A 26,590-nucleotide genomic window follows, 5' to 3' on the forward strand; every position below is an offset into this window, starting at 1 on the left:
AAAATTCCTATTATTAATAATATTGACACAAAAGGTTTCGCTTGACTTTTTCCTGAAAACTTTATGCAACACTAGTGATTCATAATAAAAAATCACTTGTTACAAATACACATACATTTTAGTCCACATCTATTATAGGTGTGGACTATTTTATCCCACCTAAACGGCAGTAAGACTCCCACTCCAAACTTTTGAGGAAACAAAAAAGGTAGGCGGGAGATCAACTGCCTGCTATCAAAAGTTGCTTGGTTCCCTGCAATAAAAAATGGCATTAGGTGAAACGGTTATGTTAAATTAAACTTAACTTATTTAATGGAACTAGGAGAAATTCAAACATGGAAAAAATCATGATTGTTGAAGATGATTTAAAAATTGCAGAATACCTTTGCAAGCACATAGAAAAGTACGGATATGAAGTGATCATCGCTAAAGATTTTGAAAATATAATGGCTACTTTCCGTGATGCTCAGCCTAATCTTCTTTTACTAGATATTAATTTACCTAGTTTTGACGGATATTATTGGTGCAGGCAAATTCGTAAAGAGTCTATTTGCCCCGTAATTTTCATTTCCGCACGTACAGGGGAGATGGACCAAGTAATGGCAATAGAAAATGGTGGGGACGATTTTATTACGAAGCCTTTTCATCCTGATATTGTCATGGCAAAAATACGAAGTCAAATGCGACGTGCATATGGAGAATATGCGGCAAACTATAAAGAGAGAGTACTTATTCAAGGAGACTTAACCTTATATCCTGAACGACTTAAACTACAATTTAAAAATGAAGTCACAACATTAACAAAGAACGAAACCGATATTATTGAAAGTCTGTTGGAACGATATCCCCGAGTTGCTGGTCGTCAAGATTTATTGGCGAAACTTTGGGATGATCAAACATATGTCGATGAAAATACGCTGAATGTTAATATTGCCCGAGTTCGGAAAAAGTTTCAAGAATTAGGAATGAACGATGCTGTAGAAACCGTTAGAGGAGCAGGATACCGTCTACGTATTACATGGGAAGAGGAGAAGGCATGAGATTATTTCTTCGTGAGCATTTTTTACTCATTGTGATACTGGTTATCCAAGTTTTCATAATACCTATACTATTTTGGTTAGATGGTTACAGAGGGCTAAGTGTAAGTATTTATGCTGTTTTTTTATCCTTTGTATTCTTAACAGCAGTTTTTATCTATCGATACATTAGTAGAAAAAAATTCTATCAAAGGTTACAGAATTCAATAGATTCACTGGATGAATCTCTCGAGACCACCGAACAAGCCCCAATATCAGAAGCGCTTGATCAGTTACTTCGCGCTCAGTATCGTTTATATCAAGAAGCACTTCAAAAAGCAGAAGACAGACAGGATGAGCATTTGTTATTTATGGATCGTTGGGTACATCAAATGAAGACACCCCTTTCTGTGATTGAACTAACCGCACAAACACTAGATGAGCCAGAATCGTCTAGCATTCGGGAGGAAACGGAGCGAATGCGAAATGGATTGAATACTGTGCTTTATATGGCAAGACTTCGTACGATTGCGGAAGACTTTCATATTAAGCCAGTCCTCCTATCCAAATTAATACATGAAGTGAATCAAGAAAACAAACGCTTTTACATTCGTAATGAAGTGTACCCACAATTGAAGGAAGATAAGCTTGGAATAACAGTGGCAACTGATGAGAAGTGGCTTTTCTTTCTATTGACGCAACTAGTACATAATGCTGTTAAATATTCTACTGGAAAAACAAATCGAATCGTCCTATCTCTTTATGAACGTTCGGGGGAAGCAGTACTGGAAGTAAAAGATTTTGGCATAGGTATCCCGGTTGTGGATCAGAAGCGTGTGTTCCATAAATTTTATACTGGGGAAAATGGTAGAAAAAATCGGGAATCAACAGGGATGGGGCTTTATTTGGTAAAGGAAGTTGCAAGGAGGTTAGAGCACGCTATTGAATTGGAATCCAAAGTTGGTGAAGGAACGACTGTTCGGATTGTTTTTTCGAATACACAAAACCTTACATAGATGTAAGATTCATGAAAGCATAATCGATAGTTTATCGTGAACCTTCTAGGCTATACTTCATATAGAAGCTTTCAGAAGAGGAGAATGATTATGCTTGAACTAACAAATGTAAGTAAGGTTTATGAAGGCAAGGTAGCTTATCGTGCCCTTACAGATATCAATTTAGAAATTGAAAAAGGTGAATTTGTCGCCATTATGGGTCCGTCCGGTAGTGGGAAAACGACATTACTAAATATTATTTCCACAAACGATGCACCATCAACGGGGGAAGTTAAAATCGAAGGAACTAATCCACATAAGCTAAAGAAAAATGATTTAGCCAAATTCCGTAGAAATGAACTAGGATTTGTCTTTCAGGATTTTAATTTACTCCATACATTGACTGTCGAAGAAAATATTGTTTTACCCCTTACATTAGAGGGAACCCGTGTGAAGGAAATGAAGGAAAAAGCACATAAAATTGCTGAATACCTTGGGATTGCATCCATTATGAACAAACGCACATACGAAATATCCGGAGGTCAAGCACAACGGGTAGCAGTTGCGAGGGCGATGATTCATGAACCTAGGTTACTGTTAGCCGATGAGCCAACCGGTAACTTAGATTCGAAAGCGTCGAAGGATGTCATGAAGATGCTTGTATCCATCAATAAAAAGGAAAAAACGAGCTTATTAATGGTAACACATGACCCACAAGCGGCAAGTTATTCCGACCGCGTTATTTTTATTCGTGATGGTAAGCTCCATTCCGAAATTCATCAAGGAGAGAGTAGACAGGCATTCTTCCAAAAGATAATCGACATGCTCTCGTTGATGGGAGGCGATGGCAATGACTTTTCGTCAGTTCGCGTTTAATAACGTACTACGAAACAAACGATTGTACATTGCTTACTTTCTTAGTAGCATGTTTACGGTGATGGTATTTTTCACATTTGCCATTTTTGCATTCCACCCGGCGTTTTCAAGTGGTTCCATCAATCACAATGCTTTATTCGGTATGGCTGTTGCTGGTGGAATTATCTATGTATTTTCCTTCTTTTTTGTTTTATATTCGATGAGTTCTTTCTTGCAATCAAGAAAGAAAGAATTTGGCTTATTAATGATGCTTGGGGCTTCTGATAAGCAAATTCGTCTCATGGTATTTCTAGAAAATATCTTAATTGGATTAATGGCCACTATCGGCGGAATCCTATTGGGTTTAATATTTGCAAAGGCTATTCTATTAATTGCGGAAAATGTATTAATCATCAATGAGTCACTTGATTTTTATTTTCCTGCACTTGCCATGGTTGTGACGTTTATTAGCTTTATTTTTCTATTCTTCTGTATATCGCTCTTTGTTTCGTTTATTCTTCGTACGAATAAACTTATCGATCTAATTAAAGGGGATAAACAGCCGAAAAGAGAACCGAAAGCTTCTATTTTCCTATCCATTTTCGCAGCATTACTACTTTTAGCTGGTTATGCCACTGCACTCATGGTTAAAGGTGTTTCAGTAGTTTTTGCAATGGTACCTGTTATTGTCGTTGTTACACTTGGAACATATCTGTTATTTACTCAATTGAGTGTGTATATCATGCGTCGATTGAAACATAATAAAACTTTCTTTTGGCGGAAAACAAATATGCTACTATTCTCGGATTTATCTTTTCGAATGAAAGATAACGCAAGAACGTTTTTCATGGTAGCCATTATATCAACGGTTGCTTTTAGTGCAATTGGCACATTATATGGATTTCAATCCTACCTTACAAAAGGAATAAAAGACGTCAATCCGTATGACATTACGTATTCACCATGGGAGGATGATAGCAAGGATGTTATCGAAAGCGACATTCGTACAGTCAATGCTATCCTAAAAGAAGAAAATATTGATGCGAAGATGGAACAGGTAGAATTGAGCTATTTTGACTTGTCAGTACGAGATAATGGAGTGTTAATTGCGAGAGCCTCTGATTATAATCGTTTTGCCACATTAATCGGGGATAAAAAGCTTCATCCAAACGAGAAGGAAGCAATTGTAGTGGAACAGAGTGATGCACTACTAACTGAAGGTCCTAAAGCAAGTGAAGCGTTGATGAAGTCTAACATCAAATTAAATAACGGAAAAGAAATCCAACCACGCACCGTCGTAGAATCTGAAGTGTTTTCGGAACTAAATGGGTACTATGTTGTAAATGATAAAGTCTACGAGCAGCTTGGTTCACCAGTAAACACTAATTTGAGTGTTGTATGGAAAACGAAAGATATGAATACAGATCAATTAATTGAAGCAGGCAAAAAGCTAGATGAACAAGTGACGCATAAAGCATTTTCCGTTGATTATACGCTTTTTCAAATTAATAAAGCGTATGGACCGATATTATTCATTGGTTTGTTTATTGGTATTGTGTTCTTCGTCTCTGCAGGAAGCTTTCTTTATTTCCGATTATTTACCGATTTAGATGAAGAAAAGCGCAAGTTCCGTTCTATTGCCAAAATTGGTTTGACACAGTCTGAGTTGAAGAAAGTAGTGAACCGACAAATTGCCCTGTTGTTTTTCTCGCCAATTGTTGTTGCTTTAGTTCACGGTGCTGTTGCACTTACGGCTCTATCTCATTTATTTAACTACAATTTAACGATAGAAGCATCGATCGTATTGGGAGGTTTTGCCTTTATTCAAATTATTTATTTCTTCATTGTACGATTTTTCTATGTAAAACAAGTGAATAAGGCGATCTACTAATAAAGCGAGTTTTAGAAACTTAAAAAGCACCTGCAAACATGGATATAACAATGTTTGTAGGTGCTTTTAATTTAACTATCTTTTTCTCCATTTTCAATTTGAATAACAATTTTTCCTTTAGCATGATGAGTTTCACTTAGAACATGTGCTTCCGTTATGCCCTTAGCAGAAAAAGGAAACTGGTGTCCTATGATAACTTTTACTTTGCCTTTCTCTAAAAGTTCAGCAATCTCTGCTAATTGTTTACCATTTGGATTGAGCCAAACTAGACCAGATTTAATGTTTTTCTGATTAGCCTTTTCTTTACTAGGTTCGGAAACAATAGATGCTAACTTTCCACCATTTTTTAGGACGGTAAAACTTTTCACTTGATTCTCTCCGCCAAGGGAATCTAGAACAAAATCAAAGTCCCTTAAGACCGTTTCAAAATCTTCTTTTTTGTAATCAATTACTTCATCGGCACCAAGGGATTTTAAAAATTCAACATTATATGTACCTGCTGTTGTCACAACATAGGCACCAACATTTTTGGCAAATTGAATAGCAAATGAACCTACACCGCCCGCACCAGCATGAATAAGCACTTTATCTCCACTTTTTACTTGACCAAAGTCGAATAAACATTGCCATGCAGTTAATCCTGCAAGTGGTACGCAGGCTGCTTCTTCAAAACTTACATTATCGGGAATCCTAGCAAGCAGATGTGAATCGACAACGGTGTATTCAGCATAGGTTCCTCTATTTGTTGTTTCAGGTCGAGCAAATACTCTATCACCTATTTTGAATTCCGTAATATTTTTCCCTACTTCATCTACCACTCCTGCGGCATCCCAACCTAAGATAATGGGAAAGTCAAAAGGAAGACTAGATTTTAAATACCCTTCTCGAAGTTTCCAGTCGATTGGATTAATCGATGTAGCATGTAATTTAACAACAACCTGATTATCTCCAGGTTGTGGCTTTTCTATTTCTCTTTCCTTTAATTGTTCTTTCCCACCATACTGGTCAATAACAATTGCTTTCACGTTTATCACCCTTTATTTCACTGAACATACTTCTACTCAGTTTTAATTTCTAATAGAAAGTTATTATTTCCTATATACTATTATAGTATGCTAATTGCTTAATTGCTTTTATTTTGCACTAAGTGTTTCCACTATGAAAAAGGTCAGTTTCCCACGGTGTTAAAGTGTTAGTGTAGCGGAGGATTGACTAAGACTTTTTCTCTCTTGATCAACATATGGATTCGTAGCATTTATAGAGGGGCACCATCATTTGTTGTAAAATAGACTTATGATAAGCCATCTAAATCCTGTCATGGTTAGTGTGGTGGCTATGTATTAATATTTTGGGAGGTATTTATTTTGGAATTAAGGCAATTAGTTTATTTCATAGAGGTGGCCAAACATAAGAATATAACGAAAGCTTCGGAGGAAATGCATATTTCTCAGCCAGCTTTAAGCAAGTCTATCATTGCTTTAGAAGATGAGCTAGGTACACCGTTAATTATCCGTACGAATAAAGCCATTGAATTAACGGATGCTGGTGAAGTTTTATTAAAATATGCTGTGAAAATGACAAGTGTATTGGACGAAATGTACCAGTCGATAAGTGATTTGACAAATCTTTCTATAGGACAGATTAACATTGGACTTCCCCCTTTTATCGGAAGTTTATTTTTTCCAAAGGTGCTGGCCAAATTTCACCATACTTATCCTAATATCAAATTAGATATTACCGAATATGGCGGTGCTAGAGTAGTTAAAAGTGTTGAAGAAGGGGAAATAGAGCTTGGAGTAGCGGTACAGCCCTTAGATGAACAAGCGTTCCATGTTTACCCAATAGTGAAAGAGGAAATGAAGCTAGTCGTCCATAAGGATCATCCGCTTGCATTAAAAGAAGAAGTACATATAAGAGATTTAAGAAATGAAGAATTTATTTTTTATCATGAGGAATTTGCCTTAAACGAAATTATTCGCAATCACTTTTTAATAATGGCAGGTTATGAACCTAAAATTCTCTTTAAAAGTACGCAGTGGGATTTAATGTCTGAGATGGTTGAGGCGAATCTAGGGGTGACTATTTTGCCACAGTCGATCTGTAACCGCCTATATGCCAAGGATATTGAAATCATAAGTCTTAGACCAACTATTATGTGGAGATTAGCTGTTATTACGAAGAAAGGTCGCTATATTTCCAATGCTGGAAGAGCGTTTATTGATTTTATTTTGAAGGAACCATTATAACTAAAAGTTATGAAAGGTATTCTGGATATGTATTTCACAAATGGGACATATCGGAGTAATATGATTCTTAGTTAATATGAATTTATAAAGAAAGGCTGTCATTCATGTTGAAAATAGGAGTCATTATTTTACAAGTGTGTTTTTTACATGTTTTTCTTTTTTTAGGAATGGCACTGAAACATATTCTTCCTCTGCCAATCCCTGCTTCTATGTTCGGATTGTTCTTATTGTTTCTAGCTCTCTACTGTAAGGTGATTAAACTAGAGTGGGTGGAACAAGGTGCCAAGTGGCTAATGGCGGAGTTGTTACTATTCTTTATCCCTTCTGCAGTAGGAATTGTCAATTATGAACAAATTATAAGTATACAAGGTTTAGAAATTGTCGTCTTAATTGCCATTAGTACAATGATTGTTATGGGGATGACTGCCATAACAGCAGAAAGAATTTTAGCAAGGAAACGAAGTGAACGGCATTGATGATGATTGTATTTACTATTTTAACGTATTTTCTTTATTTATTTTCTAAAAAGGTTTATGGCAAAATACCATTTCCTATTTTTCAGCCATTATTACTAGCTCCAATATTATTAATCATGTTGATTACCATCATGCATGTATCTGCTAATCAGTATTTAGAGGATGCGAAATGGTTATCGCATATGCTTGGTCCGGCTACCATTGCTTTTGCTGTGCCTATATATAAACATTTCTCGACTATAAAAAAATATATGGTTACCATCCTAATTAGCATTACGACTGGAACGCTTGTAGCAATTTTTTCAACTTATTTATTATCAAAATTAATTCATTTGAATTCTGATTTTCTTATTTCGATTCTTCCAAGATCAATTACCACTCCTATAGCTATAGAAGTATCAAAGGAAATTGGTGGCTTACCGACGTTAACGACGGTTTTTGTTATTATAACAGGTGTTATGGGTGGAGTTGTAGGTCCAGCTGTTCTTAAATGGCTTTCCATCAAAACACCGATTGCGAAGGGGTTAGCATTAGGAATGGGAGCACATGGTGTCGGTACCAATAAAGCAATGGAATACGGGAAACAGGAAGAGGTATTTTCTTCCATTGCAATGATTTTTGCAGCGTTTATTACCCTAGGCTGGGGGACATTGTTTATTCTCTTTATCTAAGAAGTTAGATATGACTCGATCAATGATTTTTAGAATAATTGCTAACGCCGATTAAGTAAACAAAATAAATAAGCAACTAATTATACTTGGGATCAGTTTCCTACCATACTAAAATCTTAGCATGGCGGGGGCTGATCCTTTTTCTATAAATGTCACCGCACATATTTATGATGAAGAAGAAGCAAGATTAATATATGAAAAGATTACAAAATCGTATAATAAATTGCTGTTGGACTTTTCTAGATTAATGAATGAAAAAATAAAGGAAATATAATCACAGCGGGATAGCGAGGAGAAGCTCTCCCGTTTTTTGTTTTCGAAAAAGGAAGGAAATGAAGTAATTTTAAATAATCTTAAGGAATTCTATGTATAAGAGCGCATTCCCTATACAGTATAAACTGTATACTTAATTTAAACGGAATTAAGTAATTATACGGTTTGGTTTGTCTTTGTTAAAGGTTTATTATAATTACGTAGCAAAAAGGTTTGCTAATCAATATAAGTTAAGAAAAAACAAAAGGGAGAGAAAAAATGAATAAAATAAAAGGAAAAATGATATTTTTAGTTTTCGGATTATTAACACTACTAATAGTTGCAGGTTGCGGTTCAGAAAATGAAACAAGTAGTGATGATGGATCAGATACTAGCAAGAATGAATCAAATGCAACGGAAGATATGAATTATAGTGAAGCAGTTGATTACACCATCACAGGTATTGAACCAGGTGCTGGAATTAGTGTATCAACGGAAAAGGCGTTAGAAGAATATGATTCATTAAAAGGCTGGAATGTGATGTTTTCATCGACAGCGGGATTAATTTCAGAACTGGACACAGCAATAGAAAATGAAGAACCAATTATCATTACCGGGTGGAATCCGCATTGGATGTTTGCGAAATATCCAGATTTGAAATATTTAGAAGATCCTAAAGGTGTATATGGTGAAACAGAAAAGATTAAGACGCTTGCAAGAAAGGGTCTTAAAGATGATATGCCGAATGCCTACAAACTACTGGATCAATTTCATTGGGAAGTAGAAGATATGGAAAGCATTATGAATGAAGCACAAGAAAGCGGAGAAGAAATAGAAACGATTGCCGAAAAATGGGTGAAAGAAAACCAAGACAAAGTGGATAAGTGGAAAGAAGGTGTAAAAGAAGTAGACGGTAAATCAATCGAATTGATATCAACACCGTGGGATTCCGAACGCGCATCATCCGGAGTGGTAAAAGCTGTATTGGAGCAACTTGGCTATGATGTAACCGTAACACCAGTTGATGTTGCTATCATGTTCGAATCGATTGCCAATGGAGATGGTGATGCAACACTTGCAGCCTGGTTACCATTAACACATAATGATTTTTACGAAAAATATAAGGATGAAATCGATGACTTAGGTGAAAATTTAAACGGTGCAAAGATTGGGCTTGTTGTTCCAGCCTATATGGATATTAATTCCATTGAAGACCTTCAGCCAAATGAATAATATACGATTATACCAATCCAAGATGCGGTTTTTAAGCATTAGGAGTAAGTTTATAGGGTACAAAGGTGCAGTGAAACTGGAATTAATCGAAAAGGAAAACAAAACACATAAGGATTTAAAAAAGAGCAAAGCAATATAATACTTATTGTTTAACTAATCAGTAAAATAAGGTATGCTTTAAGTACAAAGTAATAAAATAATAAAGACTGAATGGTGCTGTAACACCATCCAGTCTAAATAGTGTAAAAGCCCTTCAAGGGGGGCGACTCACGATAATTAGAGAAATAACTACCCTAACATGCTCGTCAGGCTCATTGGGTGGTTATTTTTTTGAGTAAATGACAGCAGAATAGCCACCATGACATTCTGTAGATTATTCGAGAGTTAATACATTTTAACCACAAAAATGAAGAAAATAAAAAAGGCTACAGGCGATTCACCTATAGCACGTTAATATATCATTCCATATAAACTTTCAGAGGAAATTTATATTTTATTTACACTTTCTGAGTTAACCCTACTAAACGCTGTGCGCAAGCTTTTACTTCTTCCATACCTGTAGTAATGATTTCTTGCGCTTTATCCGGCATCGCATTATGGCCTTCAATAATTACTTCATCGATGATATCCATACCAAAAATACCGCTGAATACATTACGCATATAGTTAACAGACATGTCCATTGTAGCAGTTTCTGGTGTTGAATAAACACCTCCACGGGCGTTTAGGAAGATTGCCTTTTTATCTGTCATAAGTTGAATCATATTACCTTCCGCATCATATTTAAATGCAAATCCTGAAGAATAAACATAATCTATGAAAGTGTGTAACTTAGCAGGGATTGTTAAATTCCATAACGGGAATGCAAATACTACAACGTCTGCAGCGGATAGAACATCCATTGCTTTTTGTTTAGCCGCCAAAAGACGTGATTCATAATCTGTTAATTCCTTATTGTTTTGTACTTTACCGAAAGCATCGAATAATTCTTGGCCGAAATAAGGCATATCTTCTTCAAAAACATCGTAAATGGTTACGTTTACGTCTTTACCTTCCAATTCAGCTAAGAAAGTTTCGTACATTTTACTAGAAATTCCCTGTGAAGCTGGGCGATTATTTGCTTTTATAACTAATACGTTCATTAAGAGCCTCTCCTTTGTTAAAAAATATAATTATACGACAGTGTATCTAATAGTTATTTATCCGTCGTTATATGAACTAAAGGGTTATAATAACAAAGAAAAGTTATTAGTACAACTGATTTACTCAATAAGTTTTTAATATTTTGTAATATTTATCCCACCTAATCGAGAAGTAATACTCTTATCTCAAGCTTCTGGGGAAAACAAAGAAGATAGGTGGGCGTTTTTCAACTAGTTTAAATTTGTTTCAATCCAAAAATTATATATACTTAAATCATTACAATTAATAAAAGTAAGGGAGAAACTTATATGACAAAGGAAAATAAAAAAGAGTTGTCACTAGAACAACGTGAAGAATTACTCCAAGTGTTGAAAGCTCGTTTTGAGAAAAATATGAACCGCCATGAAGGCCTTGAATGGTCTGATATCCAAGCAAAGCTAGATGCAAATACGGAGAAACTGTGGTCACTCCATGAAATGGAAAGGACTGGCGGTGAACCGGACGTTGTTGGTTACGATGAAGCAAGAGGCGAATACATTTTTTATGATTGTTCAAAAGAAAGTCCTAAAGGTCGTAGAAGTGTTTGTTATGACCGGGAAGCGCTGGAATCAAGGAAAAAACATAAACCGGAAAACAACGCTATGGATATGGCAACTGCTATGGGCATTGAACTTCTAACGGAAGAACAATATCGAGCGTTGCAACGGCTTGATAATTTCGATATGAAAACATCGAGTTGGATACAAACACCGTCCGATATCAGAGAACGAGGTGGTGCTCTTTTTTGTGATTATCGCTATGGCCATGTCTTCGTGTATCATAACGGTGCGGAATCTTACTATGGTGCTAGAGGGTTCCGTGGATCTTTAAGGGTCTAAATTTTGAATCCATTTTTCCGCTATCAGGCACTTAATAAATGAAATCCAATAGTGATGTAATAAATCGACTAATTTATATACAAAATAGGCCAGAGTTTGAATCTGGCCTATTTGCTTTATTGGGTGCTTCACACTAGGTGAGAATTAGCTACGAGTATTCCTTGCATTCGATCTGCCTTTTGCTCGTCGTTGCTCATCTGGTAGCTTGGCTTTATTTGTTTTCACCTTATCTGTTTTTCCGTCTTTAACCATGTTCATTCCTCCAATATATGATATGGTACGGTTTTTCGGTTCATGAAATATGCATGGAAAGTTGGGTTAGATACTGCATATTTCTTCAAACACATTAATATTTAACCGAATACAACCATTATTACATTTACCGGAATGAAAGTAATTATTCATTGAAGGAGTTTCACTGACAGTCGGTGAGTATAGATAATGTAGTAAAGGCATTATGGACCTTTACGATATTGTACAAATTATACAGTTAGAGCTGTATTCTTTAAATTTTTTCTTTAATAGGGTATGCTTAAAGTACCAATATAATTATATGTTGAAGGAAGGTAATACAATCGTTGATTCAGAATTAACGGTCAAGCGTAACTTAGCAATCATGTGGTTTGCTAATTTTTTTATTGCCGGAAGTATGACAATGGTTATTCCATTCCTTTCCTTATACATTGAATCAATGGGAAACTTCTCTGATTCATATGTTCAAACATGGTCAGGATTAACTTTCGCGGTTACCTTTGTCACAGCATTTATTTTTTCACCGATTTGGGGAAGATTTGGTGATAAACACGGAAGAAAACCGATTCTCATTATATCTGCTATAGGAATTGGCGTTTCTGTTTTTCTAATGGGGTTTGCTACAACGGTTTGGCAACTTTTTTTATTACGGCTTTTTATGGGAATTGTAACCGGCTTTATCCCAATGTCTCAAGCTTTCATTTCAACACAAACACCTAAAGAAGTCGCTGGTAAAGTACTTGGAACATTGCAAACTGGAAATATTACGGGCTCATTAATGGGACCAATGCTAGGGGGAATACTTGCTGATACGTTTGGTTTTGCTGGGACATTTAAGTGGATTTCATTAACAATCTTTACTTCAGCCATTCTCGTAGCTTTTGGAATAAAAGAAATCAACGTTAAACTCTCAAATGATGCAAAAGATTATAAATCTTACTCTAGTAAAGAAGTAATCCTATATATATTACGTAGTCCTGTACTACTCGTTGTTTTGCTCTTATCTACACTTGTTCAAATCGCACACTTTAGTATTCAGCCCATTCTTTCCTTATTTGTTGCCGAAATTCATGGCCCTGAAAGTTTGGCATTCTTTGCAGGCTTAGCCTTTTCAGCCGCGGGCCTGGGAAATTTACTAATGTCAAGACGTTGGGGGAAATATGGAGATAAGCATGGACATACTAAGATTCTAATCATTTTACTTTTTGTTGCAGGAATGGTTTACTTACCAGGTGCATTTGTAACGAATATATGGCAACTTGTCATTTTACGATTCTTATTAGGTGTATCCATAGGTGGTATTGTTCCAGTTCGAATGGCTTACATACGAACTGCAGCACCACTTTCCATGCAAGGAGAAGTAATAGGATACAATACTAGTTTACGATTTTTAGGGAATATCATTGGACCTGCACTTGGTGGATTTTTGGCTGCAATCAATGGGTTCTCTACAGTATTTGTTGTAACGAGTTTACTTCTTATTGTAAGCGGAGTGCTCATGCTTGTTACATGGTATAAATTCGAATACTTGGCCGAACAAGAACAGTCCTTTCCTACGCGTTCTAGACATTCGCATTAACAGAGATATAACTGTAAAATTACACTAATTAGCATATCAGTATTGAATCGTTATTTGAACGTTCTAAGATTTTAGCTATAACTATTTTGAATTTTTGATGAATATTTAGATAGGGGATTCCCCCTATCTATTTTAATGCACAAAACAGAATAAAAAGACACTCACATTGCAAATTAACCTGGATTAAGCAATTGAAGTTGTTCCATTAAAGTTACATATCTTCATTATCTTTATCATTATTCTTAGGATTATTAATATCTAGCTCAATATTATTTTTTCCTAAAAGGTCCACAAAGGTCTCATTAAGATTTTCTCCATAGAAACCTTTGTTTAATTCAAGAATTCCTTGTTCTGGTTGGTTTTGTTTTTTCTTCATTTGAAAGTATCCCTCCTTACCATTAATTTGTCCAAGAAACACGTATCCTATGTTTTAAAATCACTACTGATGTGTAACAAGGCGTTTTCACATATCTTTCACATATAATCTATTGATTAGCTGTCATGCTACTGTTACATTGTTGTTAGGGTGCAAGTCCGTATCCTTAAGTTGAATGGAAATGACCCGTGTTCTAGAAAACATCATTAGACAAAGTAGTGGAGGTTATGAAAAGTGGGGAGAAGAATTTTAATATTGATTGTGGCATTAACAATGGCTGTTTTAGCTGCATGTAATAATGATAATGATACGGATCAGTCGCAGGAATCAGAAGAGCTAAAAATGCTTGAAGTTGATTTCGAAGTAGTTGATAAGGCTGATGTAGGTGAAACAGTAGAATTGAAGGCAATCGTTACATATGGGGATGAAAAAGTGAAGGATGCGGATGAAGTCACTTTTGAATATTGGAAACAAGGAAATGAAGAGGATAGTACTAAGATTGAAGCTAACAATAATGAGGATGGTACATACACAGCACAAGTATCTTTTGATTCAGATGGAGTTTATGAAATGTATGCCCATACGACGGCAAGAGATTTGCACACGATGCCGAAAAAATCAATTACCATTGGAGACGGAGCAAGTTCCAATCACGAGGATGAACATCAACATGATGGAGAAACCCATGAACATTCTGGTCATGGGGAAGGTCTTGATATGCACTTTATAAAACCAGAAAATACGAAGGTAAATGAAGAAGTAAAGCTTACTGTAAATTTACAGATGAAGGATGAACCGTTTGAGGGCGCTCGTGTCCGATATGAAATTGTTAATGACAACTCGGATATACATGATTGGGTTGACGCGGACGAAACTGTTTCAGGTGAATACACTAATTCCTATTCGTTTGCTAAAGAAGGAATGTACAAAATAGTCATTCATGTTGAAAATGACGAAGGTCTTCATGAACATACAGTGCATCAGATCGAAGTGAATAAATAGAAAAAGAGGGAAGGGAGCTACTCTTCCTTTTTATTTTGTCAAGCATTTGAAACACACATAGCCGTCATCTGTTTTCTTTTTGGCTTCTCATATAATAAGGATATACAAGACATACTAATGATAGGAGTCCGATTTCTAACCAATAATTAAATGGAGTGAGTGATAATGCCATATCGAGAGCAGATTCCAATTGATAAAGGTTTTGATAATACATTAGCTATGTTGAAAGATGGCTATTTATACATATCAAATCGAAGAAAACGTTTTGGAAGAGATATGTTTGAAACTAGGTTGCTAGGTGGACAGAAGACTGTTTGCATTGCTGGGGAAGAGGCCGTTAAAATTTTCTATGACGAATTAAAGTTGAAAAGAAATGGAGCCGCTCCCAAAAGATTACGGCAAACTTTATTCGGTGAAAAATCGATACAAACAATAGATGATTCCAGTCACAAACATCGAAAACAATTATTTTTGTCACTAATGACGGAGAAACGACTACAAGATGTTGTAAGGATATTTAGAGAGGAATGGACATCAACGCTTGATGTGTGGATTCATAAGGAAAAGATTGTTTTATATGAAGAAGTAACAAACATATTAGCTACGACAGCTTGTAAATGGGCAGGGGTTCCATTACCCCAAAATGATATCGCCATCAGAGCAAGACAATTGGAGGCGTTATTTGATTCCGCTGGATCTGTTGGTCCACGACATTGGAAAGGGAGACAAGCTCGGAATACTTTAGAGATGTGGTTGCAAAACATAGTTAAAGATGTTCGTAAAGGGAACCTTGATGCACCTGAAGAAACAGCCCTACATCGTATGACTTGGTATCGGGACACACATGGAGAACTTTTAAATCCCGAGGTAGTAGCTGTAGAGATCCTTAATATTATACGTCCAATTGTTGCTATTACTATCTATATTGTTTTTGTTGCATTATCCTTAGTTGAAAATCCGAAAGAAAAAGAAAGGCTATCCCACGCCAGGGAAGATGTTTATGAAATGTTTGTACAGGAAGTACGCCGCTATTATCCATTTTTCCCATGTGCAGTAGCTAGAGTACGTGAAGATTTTCTATGGAAAGGACATGATTTTAAAAAGGGAAACCTTGTTCTGTTAGATATTTATGGGACAAATCACCATCCTGATATATGGAATAATCCAGAGCAATTTAATCCTGAACGGTTCAAAGATAGAACAGAGAATCCCTATGATTTTATTCCTCAAGGTGGCGGAAAGTATGCTAAAGGTCATCGTTGTCCTGGGGAAGTATTGACTATTGAAATAATGAAAACAAGCTTAAACTTGCTGGTGAATCATATGGATTACAATGTACCAGACCAAAACCTAAGTTATAGTATGAGGCGAATGCCGAGTTTACCGAAAAGCAGATTTATCATGAATCAAGTGAAGAAAATTTAATTCAAGGTATGGCTACTACAAGAGAAAACAACCATTAGCCAAAAAACGTGTATTCGGAAAATCCGAATACACGTTTTTGGCTTATTAGCATTGATAAAATATCCTGTGTTTTTTTGCCTGTAATGACGATAGTGTGATGTTATTAAAAATGGGTTTACATAATAGTGTTCCTTAAAACTTCTTGAAAAATATGTCTTTAACCATACTTTAATAGGGTTATCATCTAAGCATGTCTCCATAACACGAATATAATATATCGACAAAAGAAAAAGGAGGGAAAGCTATGAGCAAAGTATGGAGAAACCCAGATTTCTTCGGGGACGATGGAAGGCGATCTGGTAATTCAGAGTCAAGAAGTAATTCCAGAAGTAGTTCAAGAAGCGATGTAGATAACGAACTTGATTTTAGAAGTGACATTGATTCAGACAATGAAAATGAAGTCCAAGTTAAAGATAAGAATACTAACATTGCTAAAGTAGTAAAGAGTGGTAACTCAAGAGTAGATGTGGATATTCACGTAGACAGTGATTCTCGTGCAAGAGTACGCGCTAGATCCGAATCAGATTCCGATCAGGAGCAAGATCAAGATCAAAATCAAAGATTTGATATCTAACTAAATTTCAGAGGGGTACTTAGAAAAAGTATCCCTCTATCGATATGAGGTGTTAAGAAAAGTGGAAAAACGACTTGAAAATAGGTTAAATACACTGATAGATAAAAGCGGAAATTCAGATGTAGATCTAGTTATAAATATAGAAACAAAAGCTATTGCATATAGTATTTTATGCAGTATTTATGCTAAAGGTGAAATAAATGAAATGGAATTGGAAAGGGCAGTAAAAAAACTAGATTCTTTAATTGAAAGAGATCAAAGAAAACAAAGGGAAAGAGACCATGCACTTGAATTTAAAAATAGAGATTTTCAACAGCGAATTTCAAGAAGAAAATGGATATAAAATTTTCTTCTATATTTAGAATTAGTTATTTAGACACTAGATGTACCTATATAGAATACTTATTCGGTACAGTGAAAAATAGAGTAAGTAGCTAACGTCTCGTTTGTACTTACCACAGGGAATATTGGAGAAAGGACAAATAAGTATAATAGTTATCAATGAAGTGTTTTTATCTGATTCATATTTTAAAGATCGTAAATCCACGTTAAGGTGCCTAGCCCCACTGCTGAACTATAATAAAGCAGTGGGGCTAGGCACTTTTTTCATCACTTAAGGAGCAGGAGATTCCCTCAAGACCTGTGACGTATAAAACCCTGAAAAAATACAAGCTTGGCAGATATATCATGTAATTAATGAATACGATAGCCCCTTAATATAATAAAAAATTACCCAATATGTTAAAATATAAGAACATACTCTATAAAAATATTTAATTTCCTAGTACTAATGATATTCTATTAACCAATTAGGAGCCTATAGGGGGGATGAATCATAATGAATAAGAAATATTTGGATTTACTTGCAGAGAAATATGATAGTGAGGAGAAAGTGATTAATGAACTAATTAATCTGGAAGCCATTCTTAATTTACCAAAAGGGACAGAGCACTTTGTAAGTGACTTACATGGGGAGTTTCAATCCTTCCAACATGTTTTAAGAAATGGTTCTGGTAGAGTAAGGGAGAAAATTGTAGAGCTATTCTTTAGCGTTCTATCAGAGGAAAAAATTAATGAATTGACAACATTGGTTTATTATCCTGAAGATAAGCTACAATTAATAAAACATAACTTCGGCAATAATGAGGAGTTACACGACTGGTATGCAGAAACCATTAAACATTTAGTCAAGCTTATATCTTTCGCTTCTTCAAAATATACACGTTCGAAATTACGAAGAGCCTTACCGAAGCAATTTGTATATATCATTGAAGAGTTACTATATAAAACGGAAGATGAACTATTAAATAAGGAACCTTATTACAATATCATTGTCGAACGAGTAATTTCTCTTGGCCAGGCTGATAAATTGATTATTGGGCTTGCTTATTGTATGCAGCGATTAGTAGTGGACCATCTTCATGTAGTTGGGGATATTTATGATCGTGGGCCGCAACCTGATAAAATTATGGATACATTGATTGATTATCATTCAGTTGATATTCAATGGGGAAATCATGATGTATTATGGATAGGTGCCTTCTCAGGTTCAAAAGTTTGTCTCGCTAATATTCTCCGCATTAGCGCTAGGTACGATAATTTGGATATTATTGAAGATGTGTATGGAATCAATTTAAGACCTCTTCTTAATCTTGCGGAAAAGTATTACACAGACAATCCAGCTTTTAGACCTAAGGTACAGACAGGTAAAAAAATAACCGATCAAGAACGTTTACAAATCACGAAAATGCATCAAGCCATTGCGATGATTCAGTTCAAACTGGAAATGCCTATTATTAAAAGACGTCCATTCTTTAACATGTCAGAAAGACTTTTGCTTGAGAATATTGATTATGATAAAAATGAAATAAAGATTCAAGGGAAGACGTACAAACTTGAAAACACCTGTTTCGCAACCGTTAACCCCGATAATCCAGAACAACTTATAGAAGAAGAACAAGAAGTGATTGACAAACTATTATTCTCTGTTCAGCATTCAGAGAAACTAGCAAGACACATCCATTTTCTTATGAAAAAAGGTAGCCTCTATTTAAAATATAACGGTAACTTATTAATTCATGGCTGCATTCCTTTAGATGAAAAGGGAAATATGGAAGAAATGGTAATTGAAGATACTACATATGGCGGTCGTGATTTACTTGATATTTTTGAGTATCATTTACGATATGCATTTGCTCATCCAGAAGAAACAGATGATCTCTCAACAGATATGGTCTGGTATTTATGGACTGGAGAATATTCATCACTATTTGGAAAAAGAGCCATGACAACCTTTGAACGATATTTTATAAAGGACAAAGAAACCCATAAAGAAACGAAGAATCCATATTACTATCTACGTGAAAATGAAGATATTTGCCGTAAAATTTTAACAGACTTTGGGCTTGATCCAGATCATAGTCATATCATAAATGGCCACACACCTGTAAAAGAAATTGAAGGGGAAAACCCAATTAAAGCAAATGGGAAGATGATTGTCATTGATGGGGGCTTCTCTAAGGCTTATCAATCTACAACAGGAATCGCTGGATACACGTTACTTTATAATTCATACGGTATGAAACTCGTTGCTCATAAACATTTTAATTCTAAAGAAAATTTATTAGAAAATGGAACAGATGTTTTATCCGTGAAACGGGTAGTGGATGAAGAAGTGGAACGGAAGATGGTTCGAGAAACGAATGTCGGACAGGAATTGTTAGAAGAAGTAGCCGCACTGAAGAGTTTGTTGGAGTATCGATATATGAAATAAAATAAGAGTGAAGACAATCTGCCGATGGTGGATTGTCTTTTTTCGCATCAGTAGGGTATCAAGGAAATCTCGCTAACGGAAGTCCTTTTTATTAATATTCCAATAATTTTAACATTTCGCTTTACCAACATTAATAAAATTTGATAAAGTAGAGAAGAGAATGTTAATTAAGGGAAATTTAAATAAATTCGGAAAGAACAAGGGGTGAAGGGTTTGACGATTTATTTAATAAGGCACGGGGAATCCGAACATAATGTAGATTATACGATAATGGAACACATTCATGATTCGGAGCACAATTTAACAGAACTTGGGCAGAAGCAGGCAAAAGCTACAGCTGATTTTTTGAAAAACGTAGTAAGTGAAAAAACTATTTTATATAGTTCACCTTATGCACGAACGATGCAAACCGCCAAAGCCATACATGCGGAACTACCGGGTGAAGTTCCTTTTCTCCAAAATCCATTAATACGCGAGTGGGAATTAGGAAACTTGCTTAACATTAATAATCGTACACCACAGCTAAAGAAGGAATTTAAAGCTTCTGGTTCGTTTTTCTATCGCTATCCAAATGGAGAATCAATGGCAGATGTCTACCTTCGTGCCACTATGTTTTATAATACGTTTCTTCAGCGAGTCAAGCAACAAAATCGTTATGAAGATGTGATCATGGTAAGTCATTCTGCTTTCATGCATGCATTTTTGACGTTTATGATGCAGTGGCCAATCGATAATAAAGCAAAACCTAAACCGTTTGATAATGCATGCGTTATTGCCATAGATGAGGTGGATGGAGATTACCAATATAAACAAATTTTTGCACCTAAGATTAGTGTGACTAATTAAAATTAGTTATAGAAAAGACTGAAATTCTTAACTTAAAATTTCAGTCTTTTCATTATTATCAAGAAGGCTCTACTTAATGATTCCTTGTACAGCAAGACCAAGTACTAATCCTAGAAAGATAGAAGATAGTGTACCTAATAAGAAATATTCCGCCCAGCTTCTATCTTCTAACTGTTTGAATCGTGCAATTGACTTGGCAGCAATAATAAAGGCAATAGACGAATAGGAGCCTATCACGGTTAATATAATAACAAGCAATCTTTCTATGTAGCCGATAAGTTTCCCACGCGATCGAAGTGGGGAAGAGTATGTAAAATAATGATATTCCTCCGTAAAGCTATTTTCCATCTTAGGTTGACTTTTTTCTGTTGTATCATTCATTTGATGTCTTAATGTTAGTTCACCTTCAAAATTTACAAGTTCTGAGGGCAATGAACCAACTATAAATTTAACGATATGACCGCTGACACTTGTTGCTAAAATATAAATAATAGAAATAAATAAAAATGTATTAAACGGGCTTAAACCGTTTGTCCCATATAAGTCTAGCAAACTAGTCGTCATTTCTGCGACTTTCATACGAAAGAAAAGGAGGCATGCAATGATGATCATCATTGCATGTAATACTTGATCTAATAGAAAGTATCTCAGTCTTATAATATGATCCGTTGGGCTTCTTTTAATGGAGTCTACTAGCTTTATTTTTAACATATCAATCAGGAGATGTGTGATAATAATAAAAATTAAAGGTAGAATAAAATACATTATTATATTTTGAAACTCATATTGATAACCCCATATAATAGCAAGTACAATTCCAGTTGTTAGTAAATGGTGAAATATATGTTTCTTTAAATGTTTTATTTTATTTTTTACCATTTGATCCGTTTGCAACCAAAAGTCAGCTACTAAATGTGCAAGTAGAAGTAATAGTACAGTCATGATAATCTCCCTTCTTTAGGAAAATAATCCTGTAAATGGTTTAATACATGCTGTCGAATGGTTGTTTGCAGCTTATCAGTTAGATGATATTTATCTTGCGCGTCTAATGAATCCAGTACATTAACAATGTCATAAAAAGTGTTCAAGATGACTTGCGTTTTACCTTTTTTCATATGATTTGATATAGTAGCTGTTGTTCTATCAAGATATTGGCTTATTTTATTTTGTTGACCGAGGATTAAATACAAAGAACAGACGAGAGATTGTATTTCAGTTTGTTCGTTAATTTGTTCTTGCTTTAGAGTTAAACTCGTATTTATTAATGTTTCGAACTGTTTGCTAAAAATGGTGAATCCTTGTTCATCTGATAAACCAGGTAATTCAAAGCGAAATAGCAATCTGTTCTGTTGTTTTTTTAGATAATCATTGGCATTTCTTGCATGTTTCATTAATGGATGAATCCAAGTTTCTATGTCTATAGCATTTACATCCTCTTGGATATTGCCAAATGATAGACCGAAATAAGGTTTATGATTTGCGAACTTCCAAATACGGCTTATATAGAAAGCAAGTGTATATGCCGATGCATAGCCACTACATACCACGGCCAATTCATCACCAGCACGATGACTGATCTTGGTCACAACAGTATCTTTTGTCCAATCTGCAATGCTCATTTTTAATTGCTGTAGATATTCACTTAATTCATTACCGATATTTTCTTTAGATGAATTACTTACATCCATGATGAAGACGGAGACTTCATTTAACATGTATAAACAGTTCCTTTCTTATCCAACGTACAGAGGAGTTTGATTATATAATCGAATATAACAAAAGTTAGATGAAATAGTCAAACTTAATATAAGTTAGATGATTTAGACTAAAACATACTATGGTAAAGTAATTAACTCAAGTTTTGGAGTGAAAAATTGGTTAAAAGCAGCAACAACACTGCTTATCATATGAATAAGATTAGCATTGTATTAGATGGTGCTGTTCCAAATGAAGAAATCTATCACCACATAGATTTAAGCTATAATTTAACAAAAATTTAACAAAGTAATAAAGCTTTTAGAGCAGTTTAGAGGATGCAAAAGATAAAAACTATTCAGAGACTTAATGGTATTTTATGTAACTTAATTATTCTAAAAAAGTAATAAATGTATATCTTAACCCGTAAAATTTACAGGAGGGGTTTATAGAAGAAAGAAAAATTTTAACGAGGGAAGTTTAAGCAGAGTTTTATACATCTAGCCAGAAAGTATATGAAAACGCATACAACCCTTGACTTCATTTTGACAAATTTTAATTTTAAGGAGGCGATTGACAATGGTATTGAATCAACATAATACTAATGTGTTTGATGCTGTGGTAGTTGGAGCGGGTTTTTCTGGATTGTATATGCTTCATCGATTACGGGAGGCAGGTTATTCGGTTCGCGTTTATGAAGCCGGTGAAGATATTGGGGGAACCTGGTATTGGAACCGCTACCCCGGTGCGCGTTGTGACATCGAGAGTATCTACTATAATTATACTTTTTCAGAAGAGATTTTGAACGAATGGACTTGGTCTTCCAGATATGCTGAGCAACCGGAAATACTAAACTATATAAATTTTGTAGCGGATAAATTGGATTTGCGTCGGGACATTCAGTTCAATACACGGATCACAGCTGCCCGCTACAATGAACAAGACCGTAACTGGGAGATTGGAATGGAAGACGGCACGCAAGTCACTGCTGAGTACTTTATTACGGCATTAGGGTGCCTTTCTGCCTCTAACATACCAAAATTTAAAGGGTTAGACAGCTTCAAAAAAGAGGTATATCACACAGGAAGATGGCCGCAAGAAAAAGTAGACTTCAGTGGTAAGCAAGTTGGTGTGATTGGAACCGGATCAAGTGGAATTCAAGCAATTCCGGTTATTGCCAAAGAAGCTGGTCACCTCACCGTGTTTCAGAGGACTCCGCAGTATAGCTGTCCAGCGCAAAATCATCCGTATGATTCCGAAGTAATCAACGAAACAAGGAAAAATTACGCAGAAATTAAACAACTTATGCGTTACTCGATGCACGGAGTTCCATCCGCACCTCGGATGAAATCAGCCCTGGAGGATTCCCCAGAAGAAAGAGAGCGTCTATACGAAAAGGCATGGCAGGAGGGTGGATTATTTACCCTAACCTATAACTATAATGACATTGGAATACTACCTGAAGCAAATGAAACCGCCGCAACCTTTATCCGCTCTAAAATTAAGAAAATTGTCCAAGACCCAGAAGTAGCACAAAAACAAATGCCAACCTATTACTACGCTACAAAACGCCCCATTATTGACACTAACTATTTTGAAACCTATAACCGAGAAAATGTCTCCCTTATTGATATAAAGGCAGAGCCTATTACGGAAATTACCCCAAATGGGATCAAAACGACAGATAGGGAATATGAATTAGACGTCCTTGTGTTTGCAACTGGCTTTGACGCTATGACAGGTCCTTTGTTTAAAATTGATATTCGTGGGAAGAATGATGTGTCGCTTAAGGAGAAATGGAAAGATGGTGCTGATTTAAAGACTTATCTTGGCCTGTCCACTTCCGGTTTCCCGAACATGTTTATGTTGACTGGTCCTCAGAGTCCATCAGTCCTAAGCAACATGATGGTTTCCATTGAGCAGCACGTAGAATGGGTTGCGGATTGCATTGATTACCTTCGTGAACATCATTTAGAAGCATTTGAGGCTACAATAGAGGCAGAAGAATTTTGGAGCCAGCAATGTCAGGCAATTGCCGACATGTCTCTGCTAACCAAAACAGATTCATGGTATATGGGAGCCAATATCGAAGGAAAACCGCGGAGATTTCTCGCCTTTTCCGGAGGGGTAGGGCTTTATCGTTTAATTTGTGATGATGTAGCAGCTAGGGGCTACGAAGGTTTTACATCCCTATTATCTTCCAATGGAACTGATGAAAGTTTAGTTAAAGAGGGATTTTTTAAGGCCGATATTGACCCGCAAGCTTGGTTTGTTTTAAAACAATTGGAGGCTACAGGAGCACCGCCAATGGAGTCACTTACACCAGATCAAGCGAGAAAGTCCGCTGATTTTCAATTGTTGGCAGGAGCTCCAGAAGAGGTAGAAACAGTAATAAACAGGACGATTCCACTGGCTGACGGGGAAATTACTGTTCGGATTTACACACCAGCCAGTGAAGGCCCACTGCCAGCATTGGTGTACTACCATGGCGGTGGCTGGGTTATCGGAAATTTAGATACCGTTGATGTGCCTTGCCGTATGTTATCAAACAGAGCTCGTTGTGTTGTAGTGTCGGTTGATTACCGTTTAGCACCAGAGTACAAATTTCCGACGGCTACTGAAGATGATATGCGGCCGTAAAGTGGGTGGCAGAAAATGCTGAATCAATCCGGGTAGACCCTGACCGTATTGCCGTTGGTGGTGACAGTGCAGGTGGAAATCTCGCGGCAGTGGTAGCCTTGATGGCCCGAGATCGGAAAGGTCCTTCGCTTGTATATCAAATGCTGATCTATCCGGTAACCAATCATTCCTATGACACGAAGTCTTATAACGAAAATGCGGAAAGGTACTTTTTAACAAAGAATACAATGGTTTGGTTTTGGAATCACTACTTACGCGATGAGCAGGACGGAAAAATCCATACGCTTCACCATTATTAGCCGATGACGTAAGAGGACTGCCGCCAGCTCTGGTAATTACGGCAGGATATGATCCACGGCTTCTTTTGGATGCCAGGAGCAGGAGTGCTTGCCGAGGCACATTACGGGATCAACCAAGCAGCAAATGCTTTAAGCTGCGCTTTTCATGTGGTGTAAATGATCTAGATAAATTCCGATGAATATCTAAATATTAAATACTTAGACGTAGGTGTTAGCGGCATCTACGTCTTTGCTTTATGTTACCGATATTGTAGTACAATTATCACGATAATCAAAATAGATCCATATTTGCACCAATAGATTTACGTGTTTCTTGATGTAATATAGCTGACAATTATAAATATTAGTTTTTTCAAAAGTATGATAAAATAGATACAGAACATTAGTTCCCACCACAATAATATTCGAAAGGAGAAATTTTATGAGTAAGAAATTGCGAAAACGAACCTTAAGTACAGAAGAAATTATTCAAATGTACAAAAGTGGGGAGAGTACTACAAAAATAGCAGAACGTGCAAATGTTTCAGCTAGATATATACGTTTATTATTAAGTGAAAACCATATAGAAATGCGCCCCAGAGGAAGTTGGAAAAGAAAATATAAGCTCAATGAACATTACTTTTTTACTATAATAAAAAAACAGGGGTATATACACTACCACTGCACAGCAAAATCATAAAGTCCGACTTGATCCAAATACACGGAATTAAACCAAACAAATCCCGGGACATGGAATTTCCTTATGTACCAGAACAATATGTGCATCATTTTATGAGGGGTTATTTTGATGGGGATGGATATGTTAATTATGAAAAATATACTGTGACATTTGTCGGTGGATCTGTTAAATTTTTAAGATCAATAAAACAAATATTACTTGAACAAGGATTTAAACCGCAATTTATTGAGGACAATAATAATTTTCGAGTACATATTCGTGGAAGAAGGTCTATTAAATTTTTCTCGGACTGGATATATAAAGATAAAGGTATCTATTTGTTGAGAAAATACGAATCCTTTCAGAAAGAAAAACTTAGCATTGAACAATTACAGGATTCAGTGCATGATACTACAAATGTAGCTGTAAGCATGAGGAAATTAAAATTTCTTAGCATTTATACACTTACGAAATCTGTTAACTACACATGTGAATGTTTAAATATTAAACCTACAACATTTAAACGCTGGATTAAAAGCGATGAGCTATTTAGATTTAATTTCAATAAAATAGAAGAAGGTTAGTAGTGGCTAAAAACCACTACTTTTTATACATTTCCTTGTTAACATAATCTTTATTATAGGAAGTCGTGTAAAAAGCCAAAAATCAATCTCAAAAGTAAAGTATACTTAAGATAGTGAGATAAAATAAAATTTTTTTATAGAAAATATAATTCTGTTTCTAGAAGAAATTTATTTTACGATTTAAATCAATCC

Annotated in this window: 25 protein-coding genes and 1 pseudogene; 21 read left to right on the forward strand and 5 right to left on the reverse strand. The window is 35.7% G+C overall.

Annotated elements, in window-relative coordinates:
• The first annotated feature begins 335 nt into the window (after positions 1 to 335).
• The 4 genes from KM885_RS02495 to KM885_RS02510 all read left to right on the forward strand — a co-directional run bounded on the left by KM885_RS02495 (position 336) and on the right by KM885_RS02510 (position 4,757).
• Entirely contained in the window at positions 336 to 1,040 is a 705-nt protein-coding gene (locus KM885_RS02495; protein WP_204798775.1) for a response regulator transcription factor, read from the forward strand.
• Positions 1,037 to 2,032: a sensor histidine kinase gene (locus tag KM885_RS02500; RefSeq protein WP_216883486.1), complete on the forward strand. Its 996-nt coding sequence runs from the start codon at positions 1,037 to 1,039 to the stop codon at positions 2,030 to 2,032. Before KM885_RS02495 ends, KM885_RS02500 begins: the two co-directional genes overlap by 4 nt.
• Positions 2,033 to 2,122: 90 nt before the next feature.
• Positions 2,123 to 2,887 (forward strand): ABC transporter ATP-binding protein, encoded by a 765-nt coding sequence (locus KM885_RS02505; RefSeq protein ID WP_047185082.1) that lies wholly within the window; start codon positions 2,123 to 2,125, stop codon positions 2,885 to 2,887.
• On the forward strand, positions 2,862 to 4,757 hold the full coding sequence (locus KM885_RS02510; protein ID WP_047185081.1) for an ABC transporter permease: 1,896 nt from the start codon (positions 2,862 to 2,864) through the stop codon (positions 4,755 to 4,757). Before KM885_RS02505 ends, KM885_RS02510 begins: the two co-directional genes overlap by 26 nt.
• Before the next feature lie 71 nt (positions 4,758 to 4,828).
• Here the strand turns inward: KM885_RS02510 and KM885_RS02515 are convergent, their stop codons facing one another.
• Positions 4,829 to 5,782, reverse strand: coding sequence for an NADP-dependent oxidoreductase (locus KM885_RS02515; protein WP_216883487.1), 954 nt, complete (start codon positions 5,780 to 5,782; stop codon positions 4,829 to 4,831).
• 339 nt (positions 5,783 to 6,121) lie between these two features.
• Here KM885_RS02515 and KM885_RS02520 point away from each other — a divergent pair, with 339 nt between their 5' ends.
• The 4 genes from KM885_RS02520 to KM885_RS02535 all read left to right on the forward strand — a co-directional run bounded on the left by KM885_RS02520 (position 6,122) and on the right by KM885_RS02535 (position 9,635).
• Complete coding sequence (locus tag KM885_RS02520) at positions 6,122 to 7,003, forward strand: LysR family transcriptional regulator (RefSeq protein ID WP_216883488.1); 882 nt, start codon at positions 6,122 to 6,124, stop codon at positions 7,001 to 7,003.
• A 104-nt stretch (positions 7,004 to 7,107) separates the two neighbouring features.
• Positions 7,108 to 7,479: a CidA/LrgA family protein gene (locus tag KM885_RS02525; protein ID WP_052771702.1), complete on the forward strand. Its 372-nt coding sequence runs from the start codon at positions 7,108 to 7,110 to the stop codon at positions 7,477 to 7,479.
• Positions 7,479 to 8,150, forward strand: coding sequence for an LrgB family protein (locus tag KM885_RS02530; protein ID WP_047185078.1), 672 nt, complete (start codon positions 7,479 to 7,481; stop codon positions 8,148 to 8,150). The genes KM885_RS02525 and KM885_RS02530 overlap by 1 nt, the downstream gene beginning before the upstream one ends.
• Before the next feature lie 531 nt (positions 8,151 to 8,681).
• Positions 8,682 to 9,635 carry a glycine betaine ABC transporter substrate-binding protein gene (locus KM885_RS02535; RefSeq protein WP_204798770.1) on the forward strand — a complete coding sequence of 318 codons (954 nt, stop codon included), beginning with the start codon at positions 8,682 to 8,684 and terminating at the stop codon, positions 9,633 to 9,635.
• Between the two features lie 497 nt (positions 9,636 to 10,132).
• Here the strand turns inward: KM885_RS02535 and KM885_RS02540 are convergent, their stop codons facing one another.
• The gene (locus tag KM885_RS02540; protein ID WP_047185074.1) at positions 10,133 to 10,777 is read right to left on the reverse strand and encodes an FMN-dependent NADH-azoreductase; all 645 of its coding nucleotides are present in this window, start codon (positions 10,775 to 10,777) and stop codon (positions 10,133 to 10,135) included.
• A 309-nt stretch (positions 10,778 to 11,086) separates the two neighbouring features.
• Between KM885_RS02540 and KM885_RS02545 the strand changes: the two genes are divergently transcribed.
• Together KM885_RS02545 and KM885_RS02550 are read left to right on the forward strand one after the other, a co-directional pair.
• The gene (locus tag KM885_RS02545; protein ID WP_047185073.1) at positions 11,087 to 11,656 is read left to right on the forward strand and encodes a DUF4256 domain-containing protein; all 570 of its coding nucleotides are present in this window, start codon (positions 11,087 to 11,089) and stop codon (positions 11,654 to 11,656) included.
• Positions 11,657 to 12,209: 553 nt separating this feature from the next.
• Positions 12,210 to 13,487 carry an MFS transporter gene (locus KM885_RS02550; RefSeq protein WP_216883489.1) on the forward strand — a complete coding sequence of 426 codons (1,278 nt, stop codon included), beginning with the start codon at positions 12,210 to 12,212 and terminating at the stop codon, positions 13,485 to 13,487.
• Positions 13,488 to 13,698: 211 nt separating this feature from the next.
• Here the strand turns inward: KM885_RS02550 and KM885_RS02555 are convergent, their stop codons facing one another.
• Positions 13,699 to 13,863 (reverse strand): hypothetical protein, encoded by a 165-nt coding sequence (locus tag KM885_RS02555; RefSeq protein ID WP_157851576.1) that lies wholly within the window; start codon positions 13,861 to 13,863, stop codon positions 13,699 to 13,701.
• A 234-nt stretch (positions 13,864 to 14,097) separates the two neighbouring features.
• Here KM885_RS02555 and KM885_RS02560 point away from each other — a divergent pair, with 234 nt between their 5' ends.
• From KM885_RS02560 to KM885_RS02585, 6 genes are all read left to right on the forward strand, one after another.
• Entirely contained in the window at positions 14,098 to 14,865 is a 768-nt protein-coding gene (locus tag KM885_RS02560; protein WP_338113649.1) for a FixH family protein, read from the forward strand.
• 165 nt (positions 14,866 to 15,030) lie between these two features.
• Positions 15,031 to 16,290: a CYP152 family fatty-acid peroxygenase CypC gene (locus tag KM885_RS02565; RefSeq protein WP_047185070.1), complete on the forward strand. Its 1,260-nt coding sequence runs from the start codon at positions 15,031 to 15,033 to the stop codon at positions 16,288 to 16,290.
• A 283-nt stretch (positions 16,291 to 16,573) separates the two neighbouring features.
• Positions 16,574 to 16,903: a hypothetical protein gene (locus KM885_RS02570; RefSeq protein ID WP_052771700.1), complete on the forward strand. Its 330-nt coding sequence runs from the start codon at positions 16,574 to 16,576 to the stop codon at positions 16,901 to 16,903.
• A 61-nt stretch (positions 16,904 to 16,964) separates the two neighbouring features.
• Entirely contained in the window at positions 16,965 to 17,246 is a 282-nt protein-coding gene (locus KM885_RS02575; protein ID WP_052771699.1) for a hypothetical protein, read from the forward strand.
• Positions 17,247 to 17,741: 495 nt separating this feature from the next.
• Positions 17,742 to 19,676, forward strand: a complete 1,935-nt coding sequence (locus tag KM885_RS02580; RefSeq protein WP_047185069.1) for a fructose-bisphosphatase class III — start codon at positions 17,742 to 17,744, stop codon at positions 19,674 to 19,676.
• Positions 19,677 to 19,889: 213 nt separating this feature from the next.
• Complete coding sequence (locus tag KM885_RS02585) at positions 19,890 to 20,522, forward strand: histidine phosphatase family protein (protein ID WP_052771698.1); 633 nt, start codon at positions 19,890 to 19,892, stop codon at positions 20,520 to 20,522.
• A gap of 69 nt (positions 20,523 to 20,591) precedes the next feature.
• Here KM885_RS02585 and KM885_RS02590 read toward each other — a convergent pair whose 3' ends face one another.
• Together KM885_RS02590 and KM885_RS02595 are read right to left on the reverse strand one after the other, a co-directional pair.
• Positions 20,592 to 21,464 (reverse strand): DUF3307 domain-containing protein, encoded by an 873-nt coding sequence (locus KM885_RS02590; RefSeq protein WP_216883490.1) that lies wholly within the window; start codon positions 21,462 to 21,464, stop codon positions 20,592 to 20,594.
• Positions 21,461 to 22,237: a hypothetical protein gene (locus KM885_RS02595; RefSeq protein WP_216883491.1), complete on the reverse strand. Its 777-nt coding sequence runs from the start codon at positions 22,235 to 22,237 to the stop codon at positions 21,461 to 21,463. Before KM885_RS02595 ends, KM885_RS02590 begins: the two co-directional genes overlap by 4 nt.
• Before the next feature lie 159 nt (positions 22,238 to 22,396).
• Between KM885_RS02595 and KM885_RS17835 the strand changes: the two genes are divergently transcribed.
• The 5 genes and pseudogenes from KM885_RS17835 (at position 22,397) to KM885_RS18175 (ending at position 26,398) form a co-directional block, all read left to right on the forward strand.
• On the forward strand, positions 22,397 to 22,522 hold the full coding sequence (locus KM885_RS17835; protein WP_338113650.1) for an MmcQ/YjbR family DNA-binding protein: 126 nt from the start codon (positions 22,397 to 22,399) through the stop codon (positions 22,520 to 22,522).
• Positions 22,523 to 22,796: 274 nt separating this feature from the next.
• Positions 22,797 to 24,857 carry an alpha/beta hydrolase fold domain-containing protein gene (locus tag KM885_RS17840; RefSeq protein ID WP_276516039.1) on the forward strand — a complete coding sequence of 687 codons (2,061 nt, stop codon included), beginning with the start codon at positions 22,797 to 22,799 and terminating at the stop codon, positions 24,855 to 24,857.
• Between the two features lie 5 nt (positions 24,858 to 24,862).
• Positions 24,863 to 25,335 (forward strand): annotated as a pseudogene (locus KM885_RS18050) (alpha/beta hydrolase).
• Between the two features lie 242 nt (positions 25,336 to 25,577).
• Positions 25,578 to 25,835 (forward strand): helix-turn-helix domain-containing protein, encoded by a 258-nt coding sequence (locus KM885_RS18170; protein WP_338113651.1) that lies wholly within the window; start codon positions 25,578 to 25,580, stop codon positions 25,833 to 25,835.
• A 92-nt stretch (positions 25,836 to 25,927) separates the two neighbouring features.
• Complete coding sequence (locus KM885_RS18175; RefSeq protein ID WP_338113652.1) at positions 25,928 to 26,398, forward strand: LAGLIDADG family homing endonuclease; 471 nt, start codon at positions 25,928 to 25,930, stop codon at positions 26,396 to 26,398.
• Positions 26,399 to 26,590 lie beyond the last annotated feature (192 nt).

It is taken from the genome of Oceanobacillus caeni (assembly GCF_019037185.1).
Taxonomy (GTDB): Bacteria; Bacillota; Bacilli; order Bacillales; family Amphibacillaceae; genus Oceanobacillus; species Oceanobacillus caeni.